Below are 16,626 nucleotides of genomic sequence, written 5' to 3' on the forward strand. Positions count from 1 at the left end.
ATCGCGTTGCCACCCGGTTCAGCCCCAATGCAGGACGCAGATCAGGGTGAACAGGCGGCGGGCGGTGTCGATGTCGACCTCGGCCTTGCCGGTCAGCCGTTCCTGCAACACGCGCGCGCCTTCGTTGTGGATGCCGCGCCGCGCCATGTCGATGGCTTCGATCTGGCTGGGGGGCAGGCGTTTGACGGCTTCGAAATAGCTTTCGCAAATCTGGAAATAGTCTTTCACCACCTGCCGGAAGGGGCCGAGCGACAGGTGGAATTCGCCCACCTTGACCGTGTCTTCGGTGGCGATGTCAAAGACAAGCCGCCCCTCGCGGATGGCCAGCGACAGGCGGTAGGGGCCAAGAGGGGTGACGCGCCCGTCACGGACAGGCAGGGCGAAGGAGTTTTCTTCCAAGAGGTCGAACACGGCCACGCGCCGTTCCTGCTCGATTTCCGGCGTGGGGCGGGCGAGGCCCTTTTCGTCGATCTCGATATGGCAGATGCGGTTGGTCATGGAGCCATCCGGTTCAGTTCGGCTTCTTCCCAGTCTTTGAACTGCATACCGGTGTTCGACGTTACCCATTCAGTACGTCCATTAGCTGGTCGTCCCAGAACCACGGCAGCAGCGGCTGACGGGGAGTTGAACGCGTAATCAACAGCCAGAACAGCATGTGCGGCATCTGTCTCTTGCGCGAGTCCCCCTTCAAAAAGCTTGGCCTGCAATTCTCTGTAACCAAAGCTGTGTTCACCCTTGCCGATCCATCGACGGATGATCGAACCCGCGAGAACGATAAACTCGTCGTTGGCAAGTCTGGCTTTGGCATCGACTCCGAAATTCGGGTTTTGAATTCGGAACAATACTTCGTCGGCGGTAGCGGAAGCGGGCTGGCTTGGATTCACAAGGTTCGAGATGCGCGCGCGGTTTCTGAACAGTTCAATTCCGAGAGTGGGCAGAACCATCAGAAGCGTGTCCAGAAACTCTTCCATGTTTGCTCGCGCCGCCTCGCTGAGGCTGGGTCGTGGCGGATTATTGCCGTTTTCTAGCGGGCAATACGCCGCGATGCGCGCAAGTTCCACGAGACGCGATTCGAGGTATTTTACGTGTGCTTTGTTGAGTTCGTTGGCGGAAGTTGTGATAAACACAACGTCAGTCCACCAGTCCTTATTGGCTTCGTGAGATTTGATCCGTTCAGATATTTCTTCACCTTCGCCCACGTAAGCGAGATTCCCGCCGTCACGTTCGCCAAGAAGGATATACACACCCGTAAAACGTGCTTCCGAACGGCCAAGTGCTTCGCGTATGGCGAGACGGGGCGCTTTGAGCACTTGGCCCGTCCAATTGAAAACCTTGGCTGTGAGCAGCCCTTCAGGACGCCCATCAACAAGAAACAACTCTATCGAACGCCCAAATCCCATTATTCGCTCCGGTTCAGCCGGTCCAACCTTGCCCGCACGCTCAGCCCATGTGCCTGCAAACTTTCGGATATTGCAAGCCGTTCGGCGGCGGGGCCGATGGCGGCCAGCGCCTCGGGGGTCATCCGCGCCATGGTCGTGCGTTTCATGAAATCGAGCACGTTCAGCCCCGACGAGAACCGCGCCGAGCGGGCGGTGGGGAGCACGTGGTTCGGGCCGCCGACATAGTCGCCAATCGCCTCGGGCGTCCAAGGGCCAAGGAAGATTGCGCCGGCATGGGGGATTTTGGCGGCCAGTGCCTCGGCATCGTCGACCATGATTTCAAGGTGTTCGGGCGCGATGCGGTTGGCGAGAGCCGCCGCCTCGTCCAGATCGCGCACCACGATCACCGCGCCATTGTCGCGCCATGATGCCCCCGCAATCGCGCGGCGGTCGAGCGTTTCCAGCCGCTTGGCCACGGCACCTGCCACCGCATGGCCAAAGGCGGCATCGGGGGTGATCAGGATGGCTTGCGCGCTTTCGTCATGTTCGGCCTGTGACAAAAGGTCGAGCGCGATCCAGTCGGGGTCATTCCCCGCCTCGGCGATCACCAGCACTTCCGACGGCCCTGCGATCATGTCGATACCCACGCGGCCAAAGACGCGGCGCTTGGCGGCGGCGACATAGGCGTTGCCGGGGCCGGTGATCTTGTCGACCGGCTGGATCGTTGCGGTGCCATAGGCAAGGGCGGCGACAGCCTGTGCGCCGCCAACGCGATAGACCGTGTCAACCCCCGCGATGCGGGCGGCCAGCAGCACCAGCGGATTGACCACCCCGCCCGGTGTGGGGCAGGTCACGACAAGGCGTTTCACGCCTGCGACCTTGGCCGGAATGGCGTTCATCAGCACCGACGACGGATAAGAGGCCAGCCCCCCCGGCACGTAAAGCCCCGCCGCCGAAACCGGCGTCCAGCGCCAGCCGAGGGTTGCGCCTGCGGCATCGGTCCAGCTTCGGTCTTCGGGCAGTTGCCGCGCGTGATAGTCGCGGATGCGGGCTGCGGCGAGTTCGAGTGCCGCGCGATCCTCGGGCGAGACCTTGGCGATTTCGGCCTCGATCTCGGCGGGCGAAAAGGCGAGGCGGTCGGCTGTCACCTCCATCCGGTCGAAGCGGGCGGTCAGGTCGATCAGCGCCGCATCGCCGCGTGCGCGCACATCGGCGATGATGGCGGCCACGGCGTGATCCACATCTTCGGCCTCTTCGCGCTTCATGCCCAGAAGGGCGGTGAAGGCGGATTCGAAATCGGCATCGGTGGTCGCAAGAAAGAAGGTCATGGCGGCTCGCTTTGCAAGATAGGCCCCACTTAGCGCCGATGTCCCTGCCCCTCAAGCGGAGGATCGTCGCAGCGGCGGGGCGTTTGTGCTTTGCGTGCAGTCGGTGTATGGCGCGGCGCATGGATGGGATCGTGGATATCGTTATCGAGGATGCGCGCTGGGAGGCGCTGGGGCTGGAGGCTTTGGCCGGGCGGGCCTGCGGCGCTGCGCTGGCGGGCCTCGGGCTGGAGGCGCAGGGTTTTTCGGTCGTGGTCATGGGCTGCGACGATGCGCGGATCGCGGTGCTGAACGCCGATTTCCGTGGCAAGCCGCAGCCGACCAATGTGCTGTCGTGGCCATCGGAAGAGCGGGCCGCCGAAGTGTTCGGCGATCTGCCCGAACCGCCCGAAGCGGGAACGGCGGATGATCCGGTGGAACTGGGTGACATCGCAATCGCTTACGAGACTTGCGCGCGCGAGGCGGCAGAGCAGGGCAAGCCGGTGGCGGACCATGTCACGCATCTGCTGGTGCACGGTCTGCTCCATTGTCTGGGCTATGACCATGTGGATGACGAGGATGCGGCGGTGATGGAAGCGGCCGAGGTGAGAATACTTGCCTCGCTCGGGCTTTCGGACCCATATTCATAAGCCCCCATGTGTCGGGGCGGTGTTGGACAAGGATCGATGGGCAGTAGCAGTGACGGGTCGCAGCAGGCGTCCCATGATGACGAGGCAGAGCCAGCGCAACGCGGGTTTTTCGGACGGTTGCTGAGCGCCTTTAACCCCGGTGCCGATCAGGCTGAAGGCGGGGGCGGACCGGCGCAGGCGTCGGCCTCGCCGGGCGGACTGCCGGGACTGTCGGCGCTGCGGCGCTTGCGGGTGGACGACGTGGCCGTGCCCAAGGTCGAGATCGTCGCCGTGCCTTTGGACATCGGCAAGGATGATCTGGTCGCGGTGTTCCGCGAACATGGCTTCAGCCGGTTGCCGGTCTACAAGGGCACGCTTGACCATCCGCAGGGGTTGGTGCTGCTCAAAGACCTTGCCTTGCAGCACGGGTTCGGGACGGCGGGGCGCTGGTCGCTCAAGCGTCTGTTGCGTCCGGTGCTTTACGCGCCGCCTTCGATGCCCATCGGCGTCTTGCTGCAAAAGATGCAGCGCGAACGGGTGCATATGGCGCTGGTGATCGACGAATACGGCGGGGTCGATGGCCTCGTGACCATCGAGGATCTGATCGAGACGGTGATCGGCGAGATCGAGGACGAGCACGACGAAGAGGAAGGCGCGCTGTGGAAAGAGGAAAAGCCCGGCGTGTTCCTTTGCATGGCCAATGCCCCGCTGGAAGAGATCGAGACAGCCATAGGCTTGCGTCTTCGCACCGACGAGGATGACGAGGAGATCGACACGCTGGGCGGGATCGTCTTTCTGCGGACGGGTCGCGTGCCCGCGCGGGGCGAGATCGTGCCGCATGAAAGCGGGGCCGAGTTCGAGGTGGTCGACGCCGATCCTCGCCGGATCAAGCGGGTGAGGATACGGTTGCCCGAGGTGGTCGATGCGGCCTCGGCTGCGGCGGAACAGGCGGCGCTTGAGTGAGGCGCATGGGCTGGCCGGGGTGGCGGGCGGTTCTGCCCGCCTTTGGCGCGGGCGCTTTGGCCGCACTGGGGCAGGCCCCGCTTGGCTGGTGGTGGGCGGCCTTGCCTGCGCTCGCGCTGGTCGTGGCGCTGGTGGCGCGGGCGGATAGGGCGGCGGGGTGGGTCGCGTGGTTCGCAGGGGCGGGGTATTTCGTCGCGGCGCTGAACTGGATCGTCTATCCCTTTCTGGTCGATGCGGAAGATTACGCATGGATGGCGCCTTTTGCGGTCGTGTTCCTGTCCTTCGGTCTGGCGCTGTTCTGGGCTGTGGCCGGGGCGGCATCGCGCCTGTTCCGGCAACGCGGGCTTGGCTTTGCGCTGACGCTGACGGTGGCGGAACTGGCGCGGGGCTATGTGCTGACCGGGTTTCCCTGGGCGCTGCCGGGGCATGTGTGGATCGGCCATGCGCCCGCGCAGATGGCGGCTTTGGGGGGGGCGAACGGGCTGACGCTGTTCACGCTACTGGTGGCGGCATTACTTGCGATGCGGCGGGCGGTTCCGGTGGCGGGGGCGGTGGCGCTGGTGGCGGCGGGGTTCGGCTTTGGCGCGTGGCGCCTGTCCGCGCCCGAACCTGTCCCCCGCGACATGGTGGTGCGCTTGGTGCAGCCCAATGCCGAGCAAAGCCTGAAATGGGATGCGGTTCAGGCGGATGTGTTCTTTCGCCGCCTGCTCGACCTGACCCAAGAGGGTGCGGTGCCTGACCTGACGGTCTGGCCCGAAACGGCCGTGCCCTACCTGCTCGAGGAGAACCCGCAGGTGGCGCAGGCGATTGCGGTCGCGGGGCGGGGCAGTCCGGTGGTGACGGGCATCCAGCGGGTCGAGGGCTGGAAGTTCTGGAATTCCATGGCGGTGATCGGTGCGGGTGGCGGGGTCGGGCCGGTCTATGACAAGCATCATCTGGTGCCGTTCGGCGAGTATATTCCCTTTGGCGACACGCTTTACCGCTGGTTCGGGTTGCGTGCCTTTGCAGCGCAGCAGGGCAACGGCTATTCGGCGGGCACGGGGCCTGCGGTGCTGGACCTTGGCCCGTTGGGCAAGGTTCTGCCGCTGATCTGCTACGAGGCGGTCTTTCCGCAAGACCTGCGCGGAGTGCCTGAGCGGGCCGATTACATCTTGCAGATCACCAACGACGCATGGTTCGGCACGCTGACCGGCCCGTATCAGCATCTGGCGCAGGCAGAACTGCGCGCCATCGAGCAGGGATTGCCGCTGCTGCGGGTGGCCAATACCGGCATAACGGCGGTGATCGACGCGCGCGGGCGGGTTCTGGACAGCCTGCCGCTGGGGGCCGAGGGCGCGATCGATGTCACCGTGCCGGGGGCGCTTGCGGCTCCGCCCTATGCGCGCTGGGGCGAATGGCCCGTGCTTATGTTGCTGGCAGGGCTCGGGGCAGCGCTTTGGCTGGGTGGTGGGCGCAAGTCGGCTTGACGGGGGCGGGGGCGGCGTCTAGCAGGGAGGCGAACTGTCACAACGGCTTCCTGACGTGACAGGGATCACCCAATGGAGCACTTCCCCATGTCTCGTATGAATTATGTTTTTACCTCTGAATCAGTATCAGAGGGGCACCCCGACAAGGTGTGCGACCGTATCTCTGACGCCGTGCTGGACGCTTTTCTGACCGAAGAGCCGAATGCCCGGGTCGCTTGTGAAACCTTTGCTACGACCAATACGGTCGTCGTGGGCGGGGAAGTCGGGCTGTCTACGCCCGAAAAGACCAAGGCCATGGTGGCCCGTGTCGAAGCGATCGTTCGCGATTGCGTGCGGGACATCGGCTACGAACAGGACAAGTTCCACTGGAACACCCTGAAAGTGCACAACCTGCTGCACGAGCAGTCGGCCCATATCGCGCAAGGCGTGGACCGTGACGGTGCGGGCGATCAGGGCATCATGTTCGGATACGCCTGTCAGGAAACGCCCGAGCTGATGCCCGCGCCGATCCAGTACAGCCACGCGATTTTGCGCCGTCTGGCCGAGGTCCGCAAATCGGGCGCCGAGCCGACGCTGGGGCCGGATGCCAAATCGCAGCTTTCGCTGCGGTATGAAGATGGCAAGCCCGTCGAGGTGACGTCGATAGTGCTGTCCACCCAGCACATGCTGGAAAGCCAGACGAGTGCGGATATCCGCGCCATCGTCGAGCCGCATATCCGCGCCATCCTGCCTTCGGGCTGGATCACGGACAAGACCGAATGGTGGGTGAACCCGACGGGCACCTTCGTGATCGGTGGCCCGGACGGGGATGCGGGCCTGACGGGTCGCAAGATCATCGTCGATACCTATGGCGGCGCGGCTCCGCATGGCGGTGGCGCGTTCTCGGGCAAGGATCCGACCAAGGTAGACCGTTCGGCGGCCTATGCGGCGCGCTATCTGGCCAAGAACGTGGTCGCGGCAGGGTTGGCCGAGCGTTGCACCTTGCAGGTGTCTTATGCGATCGGCGTGGCCAAGCCTTTGTCGATCTATGTCGACACCCATGGCACTGGGGCGGTGGATGCCACCGCAATCGAACGCGCCGTGGCCGAATGCATGGACCTGACGCCGCGCGGCATCCGTGAAAAGCTGGGCCTGAACAAGCCGATCTACGCCCGCACCAGCGCCTACGGCCACTTTGGCCGTGCCGCCACGGCGGACGGCGGCTTTTCCTGGGAAAAGACCGACCTGATCGACGCGCTCAAGGCAGCGGTCAAGTAAGGGCGCATGCCACCGGCAGATCGAGACGGCGCGCGGAGGTCCGCGCGCCGTTTCTTTTAAGGGGGCAGGGGGGCCTTCCGCCCCCCCTCGGGCCGTGCCGGCCCTCACCCCCCGAGGATATTTCCCGGGCAGAAAATGGCGGCGTTTCGCTTTGCTGTCCGAACGTGCTAGCCATCGCTTGCGATCACGAAGGAGCCTGCCATGACGAGACCCGATCCAGCCGGCCTGATGCGGCGTGGTGCTTTGGCCTGTTTGCCGGATGGCGGCGGGGTTGCGCCGTCGCCCGTGCAGGGTGCGCTGTCCTGTCGGGGGCGGGGCTGATGGGGATCGGTGCGCCCCCTGCGCCTTGGGCGATGCTGATGGCCGAGATGATGGTGACGGATTATCCGGTGTCGCTGGGGTTCTGGACCGATGTGCTGGGCTTTGCGATTGCCTTCGAGCGTCCGGCGCAGCGGTTGGCCTGTCTGGTGCATCCCGACGGGGCGCAGGTGATGATCTATCAGCGTGATGGCGATTGGGAGACGGGGCCGATGGAGGCACCGTTCGGGCGCGGGATGGTGGTGCAGGTCTATGTCACCGATGTCGATGCCGTGGCCGCGCGGGTCGTTGCGGCGGGGTTGCCCTTCTATGTCGAACCGCGGGAAAAGTGGCGCGACTGGGGCGACCGGATGGGCGGGCAGCGCGAGTTTCTGGTGCAAGACCCCGACGGCTATCTGGTGATGGTGGTCGAGCGCATCGGCGAGCGGCCGCTTGAGGGTTGACCGCGTGGCAGGGCGGGGCTAGGCCGCGCGGCGACGAAAAGGATGCCCCCGATGAGTGACCGGCCCGAGACCGACGCTGCGACCCCGCCCCCCGCGCGGCGGAACTTCTATGGCCGCGTGCATGGCAAGACCCTGCGGGGCAGCCAGAAGACCTATCTGGCCGAAGACCTCGCGGCGCTGTCGCTTGCGGGCGTGACGATTGCGGACAATCCGGCGCGGCAGGTGCTGGACCTTGCCGCGCTGTTCGGCGACCGCCCGCTGTGGCTTGAGGTCGGCTTTGGCGGGGGCGAGCATCTGGTGCATATGGCCGCACGCTATCCCGACATCGCACTCATCGGTTGCGAGCCTTTCGTGAACGGGATCGCCATGCTTCTGGGCAAGATCAGGACGGCGGGTGTCACCAACCTGCGTATCCATCCGGGCGATGTGCGCGATCTGTTCGATGTCTTGCCCGATGCCTGTCTGGACAAGGCGTTCCTGAACTATCCCGACCCTTGGCCCAAAGCGCGCCATCACCGGCGACGGTTCGTCACGCAGGGGTATCTGCAACTGCTGGCGCGTGTGATGAAGCCGGGGGCTGAATTTCGCGTGGCGACCGACATTCCCGATTACGTGCGCCAGACGCTGGAAGAGGTGCCGCAGGCGGGGTTCGATCTCGTATCTCAGGCGGGGCTCGGGGCTGCGTGGGACGATTGGCTTTCCACCCGCTACGAGCAAAAAGCCCTGCGCGAGGGGCGCGATCCGCATTACGTGACGTTCCGGCGGGCGGGTTAGGCCGCCGGAAGGGTTAGACAGGCGGCACGGCCCAAGCCTCGCCCGGTGACAGGGCGCGGAAGCGGGTTTCCGCGATCCCCTTGGCTGCAAGGGCTGCGGCGAGGTCGCGGGGCGGGGTGTCGCGGCCCTCGTTCGTCAGCTGGAACGTGCCCCAGTGGTGGCCGATGGCGTATTGTGCACCCGACAGCAGGAATCCTTCGACCGCTTCGGCGGGGTTCTGGTGCTGGTCGCGCATGAACCAATTGGGTTCGTAGGCCCCGACCGGCAGGATGGCGGCGCGGATTTGGCCGTGCTTTTCGGGCAGGTGGCGGTAGGGGCGGCCTTGGTCAAAGCCGGTGTCGCCGACGTGGTGGATGCGGCCGCGCGGCGTGTCGATCACAAAGGCAGACCAGAGCGCCATCGACCGGTCGCGCGTGCCACGGGCGGACCAATGGTGGCACGGTTCGAAGTGCACCGCCGCATGGGCGAGCGGCAGCGTATTGCCCCAATTGCCGGTCTGCACCCGCATCTGCGGGACTGCCCCTGTCACGATCGCATCGTTGCCGAGGGGCGTGATGACCAAGGGGTCATGGGCTGCGTGCAGGCGCATGAGGGTTTCTGTGTCGAGATGGTCGTAGTGGTTGTGCGACAGAAGGATCGCGTCGATCGGCGGCAGATCCTCGAACCGGATGCCGGGGGCGGTGGTTCGCTTGGGGCCGGCAAAGGAAAAGGGCGAGGCGCGGAGCGACCAGACCGGATCGGTCAGAAGGTTCAGACCCGCGACCTGCACCAGAAGCGTGGCATGGCCGACCATGGTGATCGTCAGGTCATCGACGCGGGCGGCGGGGCGGGTCTGGGTGATCGCCACGCTGCCCGGCCATGTGGCACGGCCGCCGCCCCATTGCCATTTCATCAGGTCGGCAAACCCTTTGGGCGCCGTGCCGTCCGGGTTGAAAAACCGCGTGCCGTCGAAATTTGGGCCGGGCGGGCCGGAATAGTAGCGGTTGCGTGCGGGGGACAGGGCGAAGGCTCCGGTTGCGGCAAGCGCACCGCCGGTGGCGAGGGCTGCGGTGCGGGTAAGGAAGCGGCGGCGGTTCATGGTTTGCGATATGCTGGGGGGCGGGGCGGTTTTCAAGTCGTCCCGCGCGCTTCGTGATCTTGCATGGACCAGAGGCATCGGTTGCGCTATCAGGCGGGCCGGAATGACAGGGAGAACGGGATGTCCGGCCACGGTGAAGCGCAACCCATGACCGCAACGAAATCGGGCCCGCTGCGTGGCGTGGCCGAGGTTCCGGGCGACAAGTCGATCAGCCACCGGTCGCTGATCTTCGGGGCGATGGCGGTGGGCGAGACGCGGGTGACCGGTCTGCTGGAAGGGCAGGATGTGCTTGATACCGCATCGGCCATGCGGGCCTTTGGCGCAGATGTGATCCGGCACGGGCAGGGCGAATGGTCGGTGCATGGCGTGGGCGTGGGCGGGTTCCGCGAGCCTGCCGATGTGATCGATTGCGGCAATTCGGGCACCGGCGTGCGGCTGATCATGGGGACGATGGCGACCAGCGCCATCACCGCGACCTTTACCGGCGATGCGAGCTTGCGAAAGCGGCCGATGGGGCGGGTGACCGACCCGCTGAGCCTGTTCGGCACCCGCGCCTACGGGCGGGCAGGCGGGCGGTTGCCGATGACGGTGGTGGGCGCGGCCAATCCGGTGCCGGTGCGCTATGCGCTGCCTGTCGCCTCGGCGCAGGTGAAAAGTGCCGTGCTGCTGGCGGGGCTGAATGCGCCGGGCCAGACGGTGGTGATCGAGAAAGAGCCGACGCGCGACCATTCCGAGCGGATGCTTTTGGGCTTCGGGGCGGAACTGACGGTCGAAAAGACCGCAGAGGGCAATGTGATCACCCTGACGGGGCGGCCCGAGTTGCGGCCCCAGACCGTCGCGGTGCCGCGTGATCCTTCGTCGGCGGCCTTTCCGGTCTGTGCCGCGCTGCTTGTCGAGGGGTCGGACATCATGGTGCCCGGCGTCAGCCAGAACCTGACGCGCAACGGGCTTTACCTGACGCTGGTCGAGATGGGGGCGGATATCGAATTCATGAACCCGCGCGAGGAGGGCGGTGAACCGGTGGCCGATCTGCGGGTGCGGTTCTCGCCCGATATGAAGGGCATCGAGGTGCCCGACGAGCGTGCGCCGAGCATGATCGACGAATACCCCGTGCTGTCGGTGGTGGCGGCCTTTGCGACAGGCAAGACCGTGATGCGCGGGGTCAAGGAATTGCGGGTCAAGGAAAGCGACCGGATCGACGCCATGGCGCGGGGGCTTGAAGCCTGCGGCGTGCGGGTCGAAGAGGACGAGGACACGCTGATCGTGCACGGGCTGGGCGCGGGCGGGGTTCAGGGCGGGGCCACCTGCGCCACGCATCTGGACCACCGGATCGCGATGAGCTTCATGGTCTGCGGCATGGCGTCGAAAAAGCCGGTGTCGGTGGATGATGCATCCCCGATCCTGACATCTTTTCCCGTCTTCGAGGGGCTGATGCAGGCTTTGGGCGCGGACCTTTCGCGTGGGTGAGGGCTTTGCCGTCGTAAGGGGGCGCTCGCGCCCCCTCGGCCCTGCGGGCCTTCACCCCCCGAGGATATTTGAAGACAGAAAATGAGGGTGGGGCGGTGATCTTTACCGTGGCGATCGACGGGCCTGCGGCTGCGGGCAAGGGCACGATCGGGCGGGCCGTGGCGGCGCGCTTCGGCTTTGCCCATCTGGATACGGGGCTGCTCTATCGGGCGGTCGGGGCCAAGGGTGGCGATCCGGTGCTTGCCGCGCGGGGTCTGGTGCCCGCCGATCTGGCGCGGGATGATCTGCGGACACTCGTGGCGGGGCAGGCGGCGAGCCGCGTGGCCGCCATTCCCGAGGTGCGCGCGGCCTTGGTGGATTTCCAGCGCCGTTTCGCGCGGGCCAAAGGCGGCGCGGTGCTGGACGGGCGTGATATCGGGACGGTGATCTGCCCCGAGGCCGAGGTGAAGCTGTATGTGACCGCAAGCGCCGAGGTGCGGGCGCATCGCCGATGGCTGGAGGTGGGCGGGGATGTCTCCGTCGTGCTGGCCGAGGTGAAAGAGCGGGATGCACGCGACATGGGCCGCACCGATGCCCCGTTGCGGCCGGCGATCGATGCCGTGATGATCGACACGAGCGCGATGTCGGTGGACGAGGCCGTGGCGCAGGCCGTAGCGCTGGTTGCTGCAAAACTGGGAGAGATGGAATGACAGGAATGCGGTTGCCGGAGCTGGAAGGCAAAGCGGTGCTGGTCACGGGGGCCTCGACGGGGATCGGCGCTGCCGTGGCGCGGGCCTTTGCGGCGCAAGGCGCGCTGGTAGGCTTGCATTACAACGCAAGCCAGGATGCCGCCGAGGCGCTGGGCGCAGCGATCGAAGCCGCAGGCGGAAAGGTGCGGTTGATCCGCGCCGATATGTCGACAGGCGACGGCGCGCGCGATGCGGTCGAGGCGGCGGTGGAAGCCTTTGGCCGCTTGGACGGGCTGATCAACAACGCGGGTGGCATGGTGCGGCGCGTGCCTTACGCCGAGGCGCGCGAGACGGATTACGACGAGATCATGGACCTGAACGCGCGGTCGGTGATTGTTGCCTCGCAGGCGGCGATTGCACCGCTAAAGGCGGCGGGAGGCGGGTTCATCATCAACACCACCTCGGTCGCCGCGCGTAACGGGGCGAGTGGCGGGGCAGGGCTTTACGGATCGTCCAAGGCATTCGTGCACAACGTGACGCGGGGGATGGCCAAGGAGCTGATCCCCTTTGGCATCCGCGTAAACGCCGTGGCGCCAGGTGTGATCGACACGCCGTTCCACGAACGCTATTCGACCAAGGCGCAGCTGGATGCAGCCTTGGCGACGATCCCTGCGGGGCGGCTCGGTCTGGCCGAGGAATGTGTGGGGGCCTATCTGTTCCTCGCCTGTGCCAGCCTGTCGGCTTATGTGGTGGGCCAGGTGATCGAGGTGAATGGCGGGCAGTTGATGCCCTAAGGCGGGACAGCGCAGGCGCGTCAGGCCGCGCCTGCCTGATCTTGCGCGCTGTGAAAGGCGTCGCGTGCGGCATCGATCGCTGCGTGGTTGTCAACCGCCCAGCGTGCCAGCACTTCGACCGGACGACGCAAGGACTGGCCAAGATCGGTCAGTTCGTATTCCACCTTTGGCGGGATGGTCTGATGGTAGTGCCGGCTTACGAGGCCGTCGCGTTCCAGATCGCGCAGCGTGAGCGACAGCATCCGCTGCGAAATGTCGAGTTCGCGTTTCAATTCATTGAAGCGGCGGCGACCATCACGCAGCGTAAAGATCACGAGCACACTCCAGCGATCGCCCACGCGCGACAGTACGGCGTTGATCGTCTGGCACTGGCCCTGCGAGCCGGAACAGCTTTGCATCGGCATGATCCTTGTCACCTCTGCACAGAAATGTGCGTTCTTGCGGGCCCTGTCCAGTTCAGATACAATACTTGGTATCAAAAGTATACCCGGTATTGGAATTGCTCTGCGGGTTTTCAGGAAAGACTGCCATGCTGAATGAACGGTTGAACTGGCGTTATGCCACGAAGAAGATGGACGCTGCCCGCAAGGTTCCGGACGAAAAGATCGCGGCGATCCTCGAGGCGATCCGCCTTGCGCCGACGTCGAGCGGCTTGCAGCCATTCGAAGTGTTCGTGGTGACGAACCCCGACGTTCGCGCCAAGATCCGTGCGGCGGCCTTCGATCAGGCGCAGGTGACGGAAGCGTCCCACCTGCTGGTTTTCGCGGCCTGGGACAATTATACCGAAGCGCGGATCGACGGCGTCGTGGCCGACATCGTGGCCCAGCGTGGACCCGAGGCCGAGGCGGCAGTTGCGGGATATTACGCCCAGCTCAAGGGCATGTATCTGCCGCGCAGCGCCGAGGAAAACTTCCAGCACGCGGCGCGTCAGGCCTATATCGCCTTTGGTCTGGCCGTGACGGCTGCGGCATTCGAGGAAGTGGACGCGACCCCGATGGAAGGTTTCGATCCGGCAAAGGTCGACGAGATCCTTGGCCTGACGGCAAAGGGGCTGCGGTCGGTGACCCTGCTGCCGCTGGGCTATCGCGCTGCGGACGGCGACTGGCTGGTCGGCCAGAAAAAGGTGCGCCGCGATCTGGACCAGCTGGTGTCGGAAGTCGCCTGATCCCGTCTGATGCGACAGGGCGCCCGTGGTCCGAAAGGCTGCGGGCGTTTGCGTTGGCGGGTGGCTGGCGTTTGCGCGCGATGCAGGGAATGATGCAATGGCACGAAGGGAAGGGCGCGACATGAAAATTCTGATCACCGGCGCGAACCGCGGCATCGGCCTTGCGATGGCGCGGCAGGCGGCAGCGGGGGGCATGCGGGTGACAGGCACCCATCGCGGGCCTGTCGCCCCTGCACAAGCGGGTATCGACTGGCACGAGTTGCAAGTGACCGAGCCAGCGTCGCACCACGCGCTCGCTGCGCGGCTGGGGGGGCAAAGCCTCGATCTTCTGGTGTGCAATGCCGGGGTTTTGCCGGACGGGCACGAGGAGCTGACGACCGGTTATCCGGCTGGGATGTGGGCCGAAACCTTTGCCGTCAACGTGACGGGGGTGTTCCTGACCATCCAGTCGCTGTTGCCGAATTTGCAGGCGGCCAAGGGCAAGATCGCGATCATCTCGTCGCAGATGGGATCTGACACAAAGGCGACGGGGGGAAGCTATATCTACCGGGCCTCGAAAGCGGCGGCGCTGAACCTCGGGCGGAATCTGGCGACCGATCTGCGGGGCGAGGGCATCGCGGTGGGGATTTACCATCCGGGCTGGGTGCGGACCGATATGGGCGGCGCGGATGCCGACATCGGCGAGGACGAGTCGGCATCGGGGCTGCTGAAGCGGTTCGCCGCGTTGTCCTTGGCAACGACGGGGTGTTTCGAGAACTGGGACGGGCGGCCGCATCCGTTCTGACCGCCCCCGCGGGGGGACACGCAATGACGGCGCATCCTGCGGAGAAGTAGGGCACCGGAGGTCTGTTGACCGCGCATCGCCACGCGGCGTTTCCCAAGTTTCCTTGCGTGTCGGGTGGGAAGGCTGTATAGGCCGCGCATCCTGAAGGACAGGAGTCGTTCCGGCCGGTTTTCCGGTCAGTGACGCTTTTGCCGTTTCGGGGCAACCAAAGACCGGCGGAGACAACCGCATGGCCAGCAACATCTTATAAAGGAAAAACTCGCACATGTGCGCCAAAGCATCCATGGATGAATTCGAAGCCCTTCTGAAAGAGTCGTTCGAAATCGACACTCCCGAAGAAGGCACCGTCGTCAAAGGACGTGTCATCGCTATCGAAGCGGGCCAGGCCATCATCGACGTCGGCTACAAGATGGAAGGTCGTATCGACCTCAAGGAATTCGCGAACCCGGGCGAAAACCCCGAGATCAACATCGGCGATGAAGTCGAGGTTTACCTCGACCGCGTCGAGAACGCGCGTGGCGAGGCTGTCATCAGCCGCGAGAAAGCCCGCCGCGAAGAAGCCTGGGACCGTCTGGAAAAGGCCTACGCAACCGAGACCCGCGTCGACGGCGCGATCTTCGGCCGCGTCAAGGGCGGCTTCACGGTCGATCTGGGCGGCGCTGTCGCGTTCCTTCCCGGTTCGCAGGTCGATGTCCGCCCCGTGCGTGACGCTGGCCCGCTGATGGGTATGAAGCAGCCGTTCCAGATTCTGAAGATGGACCGTCGCCGTGGCAACATCGTTGTCTCGCGCCGCGCGATCCTTGAAGAATCGCGTGCCGAACAGCGTGCCGAAGTCATCGGCAACCTGACCGAAGGCCAGTCGATCGACGGTGTCGTGAAGAACATCACCGAATACGGTGCCTTCGTCGACCTCGGCGGCGTTGACGGCCTGCTTCACGTGACCGACATGGCATGGCGCCGTGTGAACCACCCGTCGGAAATCCTCGCCATCGGGGAAACCGTCAAGGTTCAGGTCATCAAGATCAACAAAGAGACCCACCGCATCAGCCTCGGCATGAAGCAGCTTCAGGCCGATCCGTGGGATGCCGTGGAAAAAGCCTACCCGCTGGGTTCGGTCCACAAGGGCCGTGTCACCAACATCACCGATTACGGCGCCTTCGTCGAGCTGGAAGCCGGTGTCGAGGGTCTGGTTCACGTCTCGGAAATGTCCTGGACCAAGAAGAACGTGCACCCCGGCAAGATCGTTTCCACCTCGCAGGAAGTGGACGTCATGGTGCTGGAAATCGACAGCGCCAAGCGCCGCGTTTCGCTCGGCCTCAAGCAGACCCAGCGCAACCCGTGGGAAGTGTTCGCCGAACAGCATCCCGTGGGGTCGAACATCGAAGGCGAAGTCAAGAACATCACCGAATTCGGTCTGTTCGTCGGCCTCGACAACGATATCGACGGCATGGTGCATCTGTCGGACCTGTCGTGGGACCAGCGTGGCGAAGACGCCATCGCGAACTACCGCAAGGGCGACACGGTTCAGGCCGCCGTCACCGAAGTGGATGTCGAGAAAGAGCGTATCTCGCTTTCGATCAAGGCTCTCGGCGAAGACAACTTCACCGATGCGGTTGATGGCGTGAAGCGTGGTTCCATCGTCTCGGTCGTCGTCACGGCGATCGAAGATGGCGGCATCGAGGTGGAATACAACGGCGCCAAGTCGTTCATCCGCCGCAGCGACCTGTCGCGTGACCGTGCCGACCAACGCCCCGAGCGTTTCTCGGTCGGTGACACCATCGACGTGCGCGTGACCAACATCGACCCGAAAACCCGCCGTTTGGGCCTGTCGATCAAGGCGCGTGAAATCGCCGAAGAGAAAGAGGCCGTCGAGCAGTACGGGTCGTCCGATTCGGGCGCCTCGCTGGGCGATATCCTCGGTGCCGCGCTCAAGGGCGGCAACTGATCCATCTGCCTTACGGCAAGGATGAAAAGGGCCCCGCCGCACGGTGGGGCTCTTTTTGCTTGTGCATGCGGGGGTTTGGCGGACAGGCGCGCTTGGATTTCGTTTGTGCGGCAAGAATTTCTGCATATAGTTTCCTGCAATAACAACGTGGCGCCGTGTGAGTTAAGGCGACCGCAGGGGGGACTTGCACGG

17 protein-coding genes and 1 riboswitch are annotated in these 16,626 nt (G+C 64.9%); of the genes, 12 read left to right on the plus strand and 5 right to left on the minus strand.

Going from position 1 to position 16,626, the window contains the following annotated elements:
- Nucleotides 1-18: 18 nt before the first annotated feature.
- From HYN69_RS03055 to hisD, 3 genes are read right to left on the minus strand one after another with little or no spacing between them, the layout of a single operon-like run.
- Complete coding sequence (locus tag HYN69_RS03055; RefSeq protein WP_108434439.1) at nucleotides 19-498, minus strand: UPF0262 family protein; 480 nt, start codon at nucleotides 496-498, stop codon at nucleotides 19-21.
- Complete coding sequence (locus HYN69_RS03060) at nucleotides 495-1,400, minus strand: GIY-YIG nuclease family protein (protein ID WP_108434440.1); 906 nt, start codon at nucleotides 1,398-1,400, stop codon at nucleotides 495-497. Before HYN69_RS03060 ends, HYN69_RS03055 begins: the two co-directional genes overlap by 4 nt.
- Nucleotides 1,400-2,707: a histidinol dehydrogenase gene (gene hisD, locus HYN69_RS03065; protein WP_108434441.1), complete on the minus strand. Its 1,308-nt coding sequence runs from the start codon at nucleotides 2,705-2,707 to the stop codon at nucleotides 1,400-1,402. The genes HYN69_RS03060 and hisD overlap by 1 nt, the downstream gene beginning before the upstream one ends.
- Before the next feature lie 119 nt (nucleotides 2,708-2,826).
- Between hisD and ybeY the strand changes: the two genes are divergently transcribed.
- The 6 genes from ybeY (at nucleotide 2,827) to trmB (ending at nucleotide 8,533) form a co-directional block, all read left to right on the plus strand.
- Nucleotides 2,827-3,333 carry an rRNA maturation RNase YbeY gene (gene ybeY / locus HYN69_RS03070; RefSeq protein ID WP_108437006.1) on the plus strand — a complete coding sequence of 169 codons (507 nt, stop codon included), beginning with the start codon at nucleotides 2,827-2,829 and terminating at the stop codon, nucleotides 3,331-3,333.
- Between the two features lie 36 nt (nucleotides 3,334-3,369).
- Complete coding sequence (locus HYN69_RS03075) at nucleotides 3,370-4,275, plus strand: transporter associated domain-containing protein (RefSeq protein WP_108434442.1); 906 nt, start codon at nucleotides 3,370-3,372, stop codon at nucleotides 4,273-4,275.
- Nucleotides 4,276-4,280: 5 nt separating this feature from the next.
- The gene (gene lnt, locus HYN69_RS03080; RefSeq protein ID WP_108434443.1) at nucleotides 4,281-5,741 is read left to right on the plus strand and encodes an apolipoprotein N-acyltransferase; all 1,461 of its coding nucleotides are present in this window, start codon (nucleotides 4,281-4,283) and stop codon (nucleotides 5,739-5,741) included.
- A 31-nt stretch (nucleotides 5,742-5,772) separates the two neighbouring features.
- Nucleotides 5,773-5,821: riboswitch (SAM-SAH riboswitch) on the plus strand.
- Nucleotides 5,822-5,828: 7 nt separating this feature from the next.
- The gene (gene metK, locus HYN69_RS03085) at nucleotides 5,829-6,998 is read left to right on the plus strand and encodes a methionine adenosyltransferase (protein ID WP_108437007.1); all 1,170 of its coding nucleotides are present in this window, start codon (nucleotides 5,829-5,831) and stop codon (nucleotides 6,996-6,998) included.
- Between the two features lie 320 nt (nucleotides 6,999-7,318).
- Nucleotides 7,319-7,759: a VOC family protein gene (locus tag HYN69_RS03090; protein ID WP_108434444.1), complete on the plus strand. Its 441-nt coding sequence runs from the start codon at nucleotides 7,319-7,321 to the stop codon at nucleotides 7,757-7,759.
- Between the two features lie 51 nt (nucleotides 7,760-7,810).
- Entirely contained in the window at nucleotides 7,811-8,533 is a 723-nt protein-coding gene (gene trmB, locus HYN69_RS03095) for a tRNA (guanine(46)-N(7))-methyltransferase TrmB (RefSeq protein WP_108434445.1), read from the plus strand.
- A 13-nt stretch (nucleotides 8,534-8,546) separates the two neighbouring features.
- Here trmB and HYN69_RS03100 read toward each other — a convergent pair whose 3' ends face one another.
- Entirely contained in the window at nucleotides 8,547-9,611 is a 1,065-nt protein-coding gene (locus HYN69_RS03100) for an MBL fold metallo-hydrolase (RefSeq protein WP_108434446.1), read from the minus strand.
- Between the two features lie 120 nt (nucleotides 9,612-9,731).
- On the opposite strand from HYN69_RS03100, the gene aroA reads away from it, so the two are divergent.
- The 3 genes from aroA (at nucleotide 9,732) to HYN69_RS03115 (ending at nucleotide 12,540) form a co-directional block, all read left to right on the plus strand.
- A complete protein-coding gene (gene aroA, locus HYN69_RS03105; RefSeq protein ID WP_108434447.1) occupies nucleotides 9,732-11,078 on the plus strand; it encodes a 3-phosphoshikimate 1-carboxyvinyltransferase in 1,347 nt (448 codons plus the stop codon).
- Between the two features lie 95 nt (nucleotides 11,079-11,173).
- Nucleotides 11,174-11,767, plus strand: a complete 594-nt coding sequence (locus HYN69_RS03110; RefSeq protein WP_108434448.1) for a (d)CMP kinase — start codon at nucleotides 11,174-11,176, stop codon at nucleotides 11,765-11,767.
- On the plus strand, nucleotides 11,764-12,540 hold the full coding sequence (locus HYN69_RS03115) for an SDR family NAD(P)-dependent oxidoreductase (protein WP_108434449.1): 777 nt from the start codon (nucleotides 11,764-11,766) through the stop codon (nucleotides 12,538-12,540). Before HYN69_RS03110 ends, HYN69_RS03115 begins: the two co-directional genes overlap by 4 nt.
- A gap of 20 nt (nucleotides 12,541-12,560) precedes the next feature.
- Here HYN69_RS03115 and HYN69_RS03120 read toward each other — a convergent pair whose 3' ends face one another.
- Entirely contained in the window at nucleotides 12,561-12,938 is a 378-nt protein-coding gene (locus tag HYN69_RS03120) for a winged helix-turn-helix transcriptional regulator (protein ID WP_230426469.1), read from the minus strand.
- A 131-nt stretch (nucleotides 12,939-13,069) separates the two neighbouring features.
- Here HYN69_RS03120 and HYN69_RS03125 point away from each other — a divergent pair, with 131 nt between their 5' ends.
- The 3 genes from HYN69_RS03125 to rpsA all read left to right on the plus strand — a co-directional run bounded on the left by HYN69_RS03125 (nucleotide 13,070) and on the right by rpsA (nucleotide 16,434).
- Nucleotides 13,070-13,705 carry an NAD(P)H-dependent oxidoreductase gene (locus tag HYN69_RS03125; protein ID WP_108434451.1) on the plus strand — a complete coding sequence of 212 codons (636 nt, stop codon included), beginning with the start codon at nucleotides 13,070-13,072 and terminating at the stop codon, nucleotides 13,703-13,705.
- Between the two features lie 121 nt (nucleotides 13,706-13,826).
- Complete coding sequence (locus HYN69_RS03130; protein WP_108434452.1) at nucleotides 13,827-14,489, plus strand: SDR family NAD(P)-dependent oxidoreductase; 663 nt, start codon at nucleotides 13,827-13,829, stop codon at nucleotides 14,487-14,489.
- Nucleotides 14,490-14,754: 265 nt separating this feature from the next.
- The gene (gene rpsA, locus HYN69_RS03135; protein WP_108434453.1) at nucleotides 14,755-16,434 is read left to right on the plus strand and encodes a 30S ribosomal protein S1; all 1,680 of its coding nucleotides are present in this window, start codon (nucleotides 14,755-14,757) and stop codon (nucleotides 16,432-16,434) included.
- Nucleotides 16,435-16,626 lie beyond the last annotated feature (192 nt).

Origin of the sequence: Gemmobacter aquarius (assembly GCF_003060865.1) — a bacterium.
Lineage (GTDB): Bacteria > Pseudomonadota > Alphaproteobacteria > Rhodobacterales > Rhodobacteraceae > Paragemmobacter > Paragemmobacter aquarius.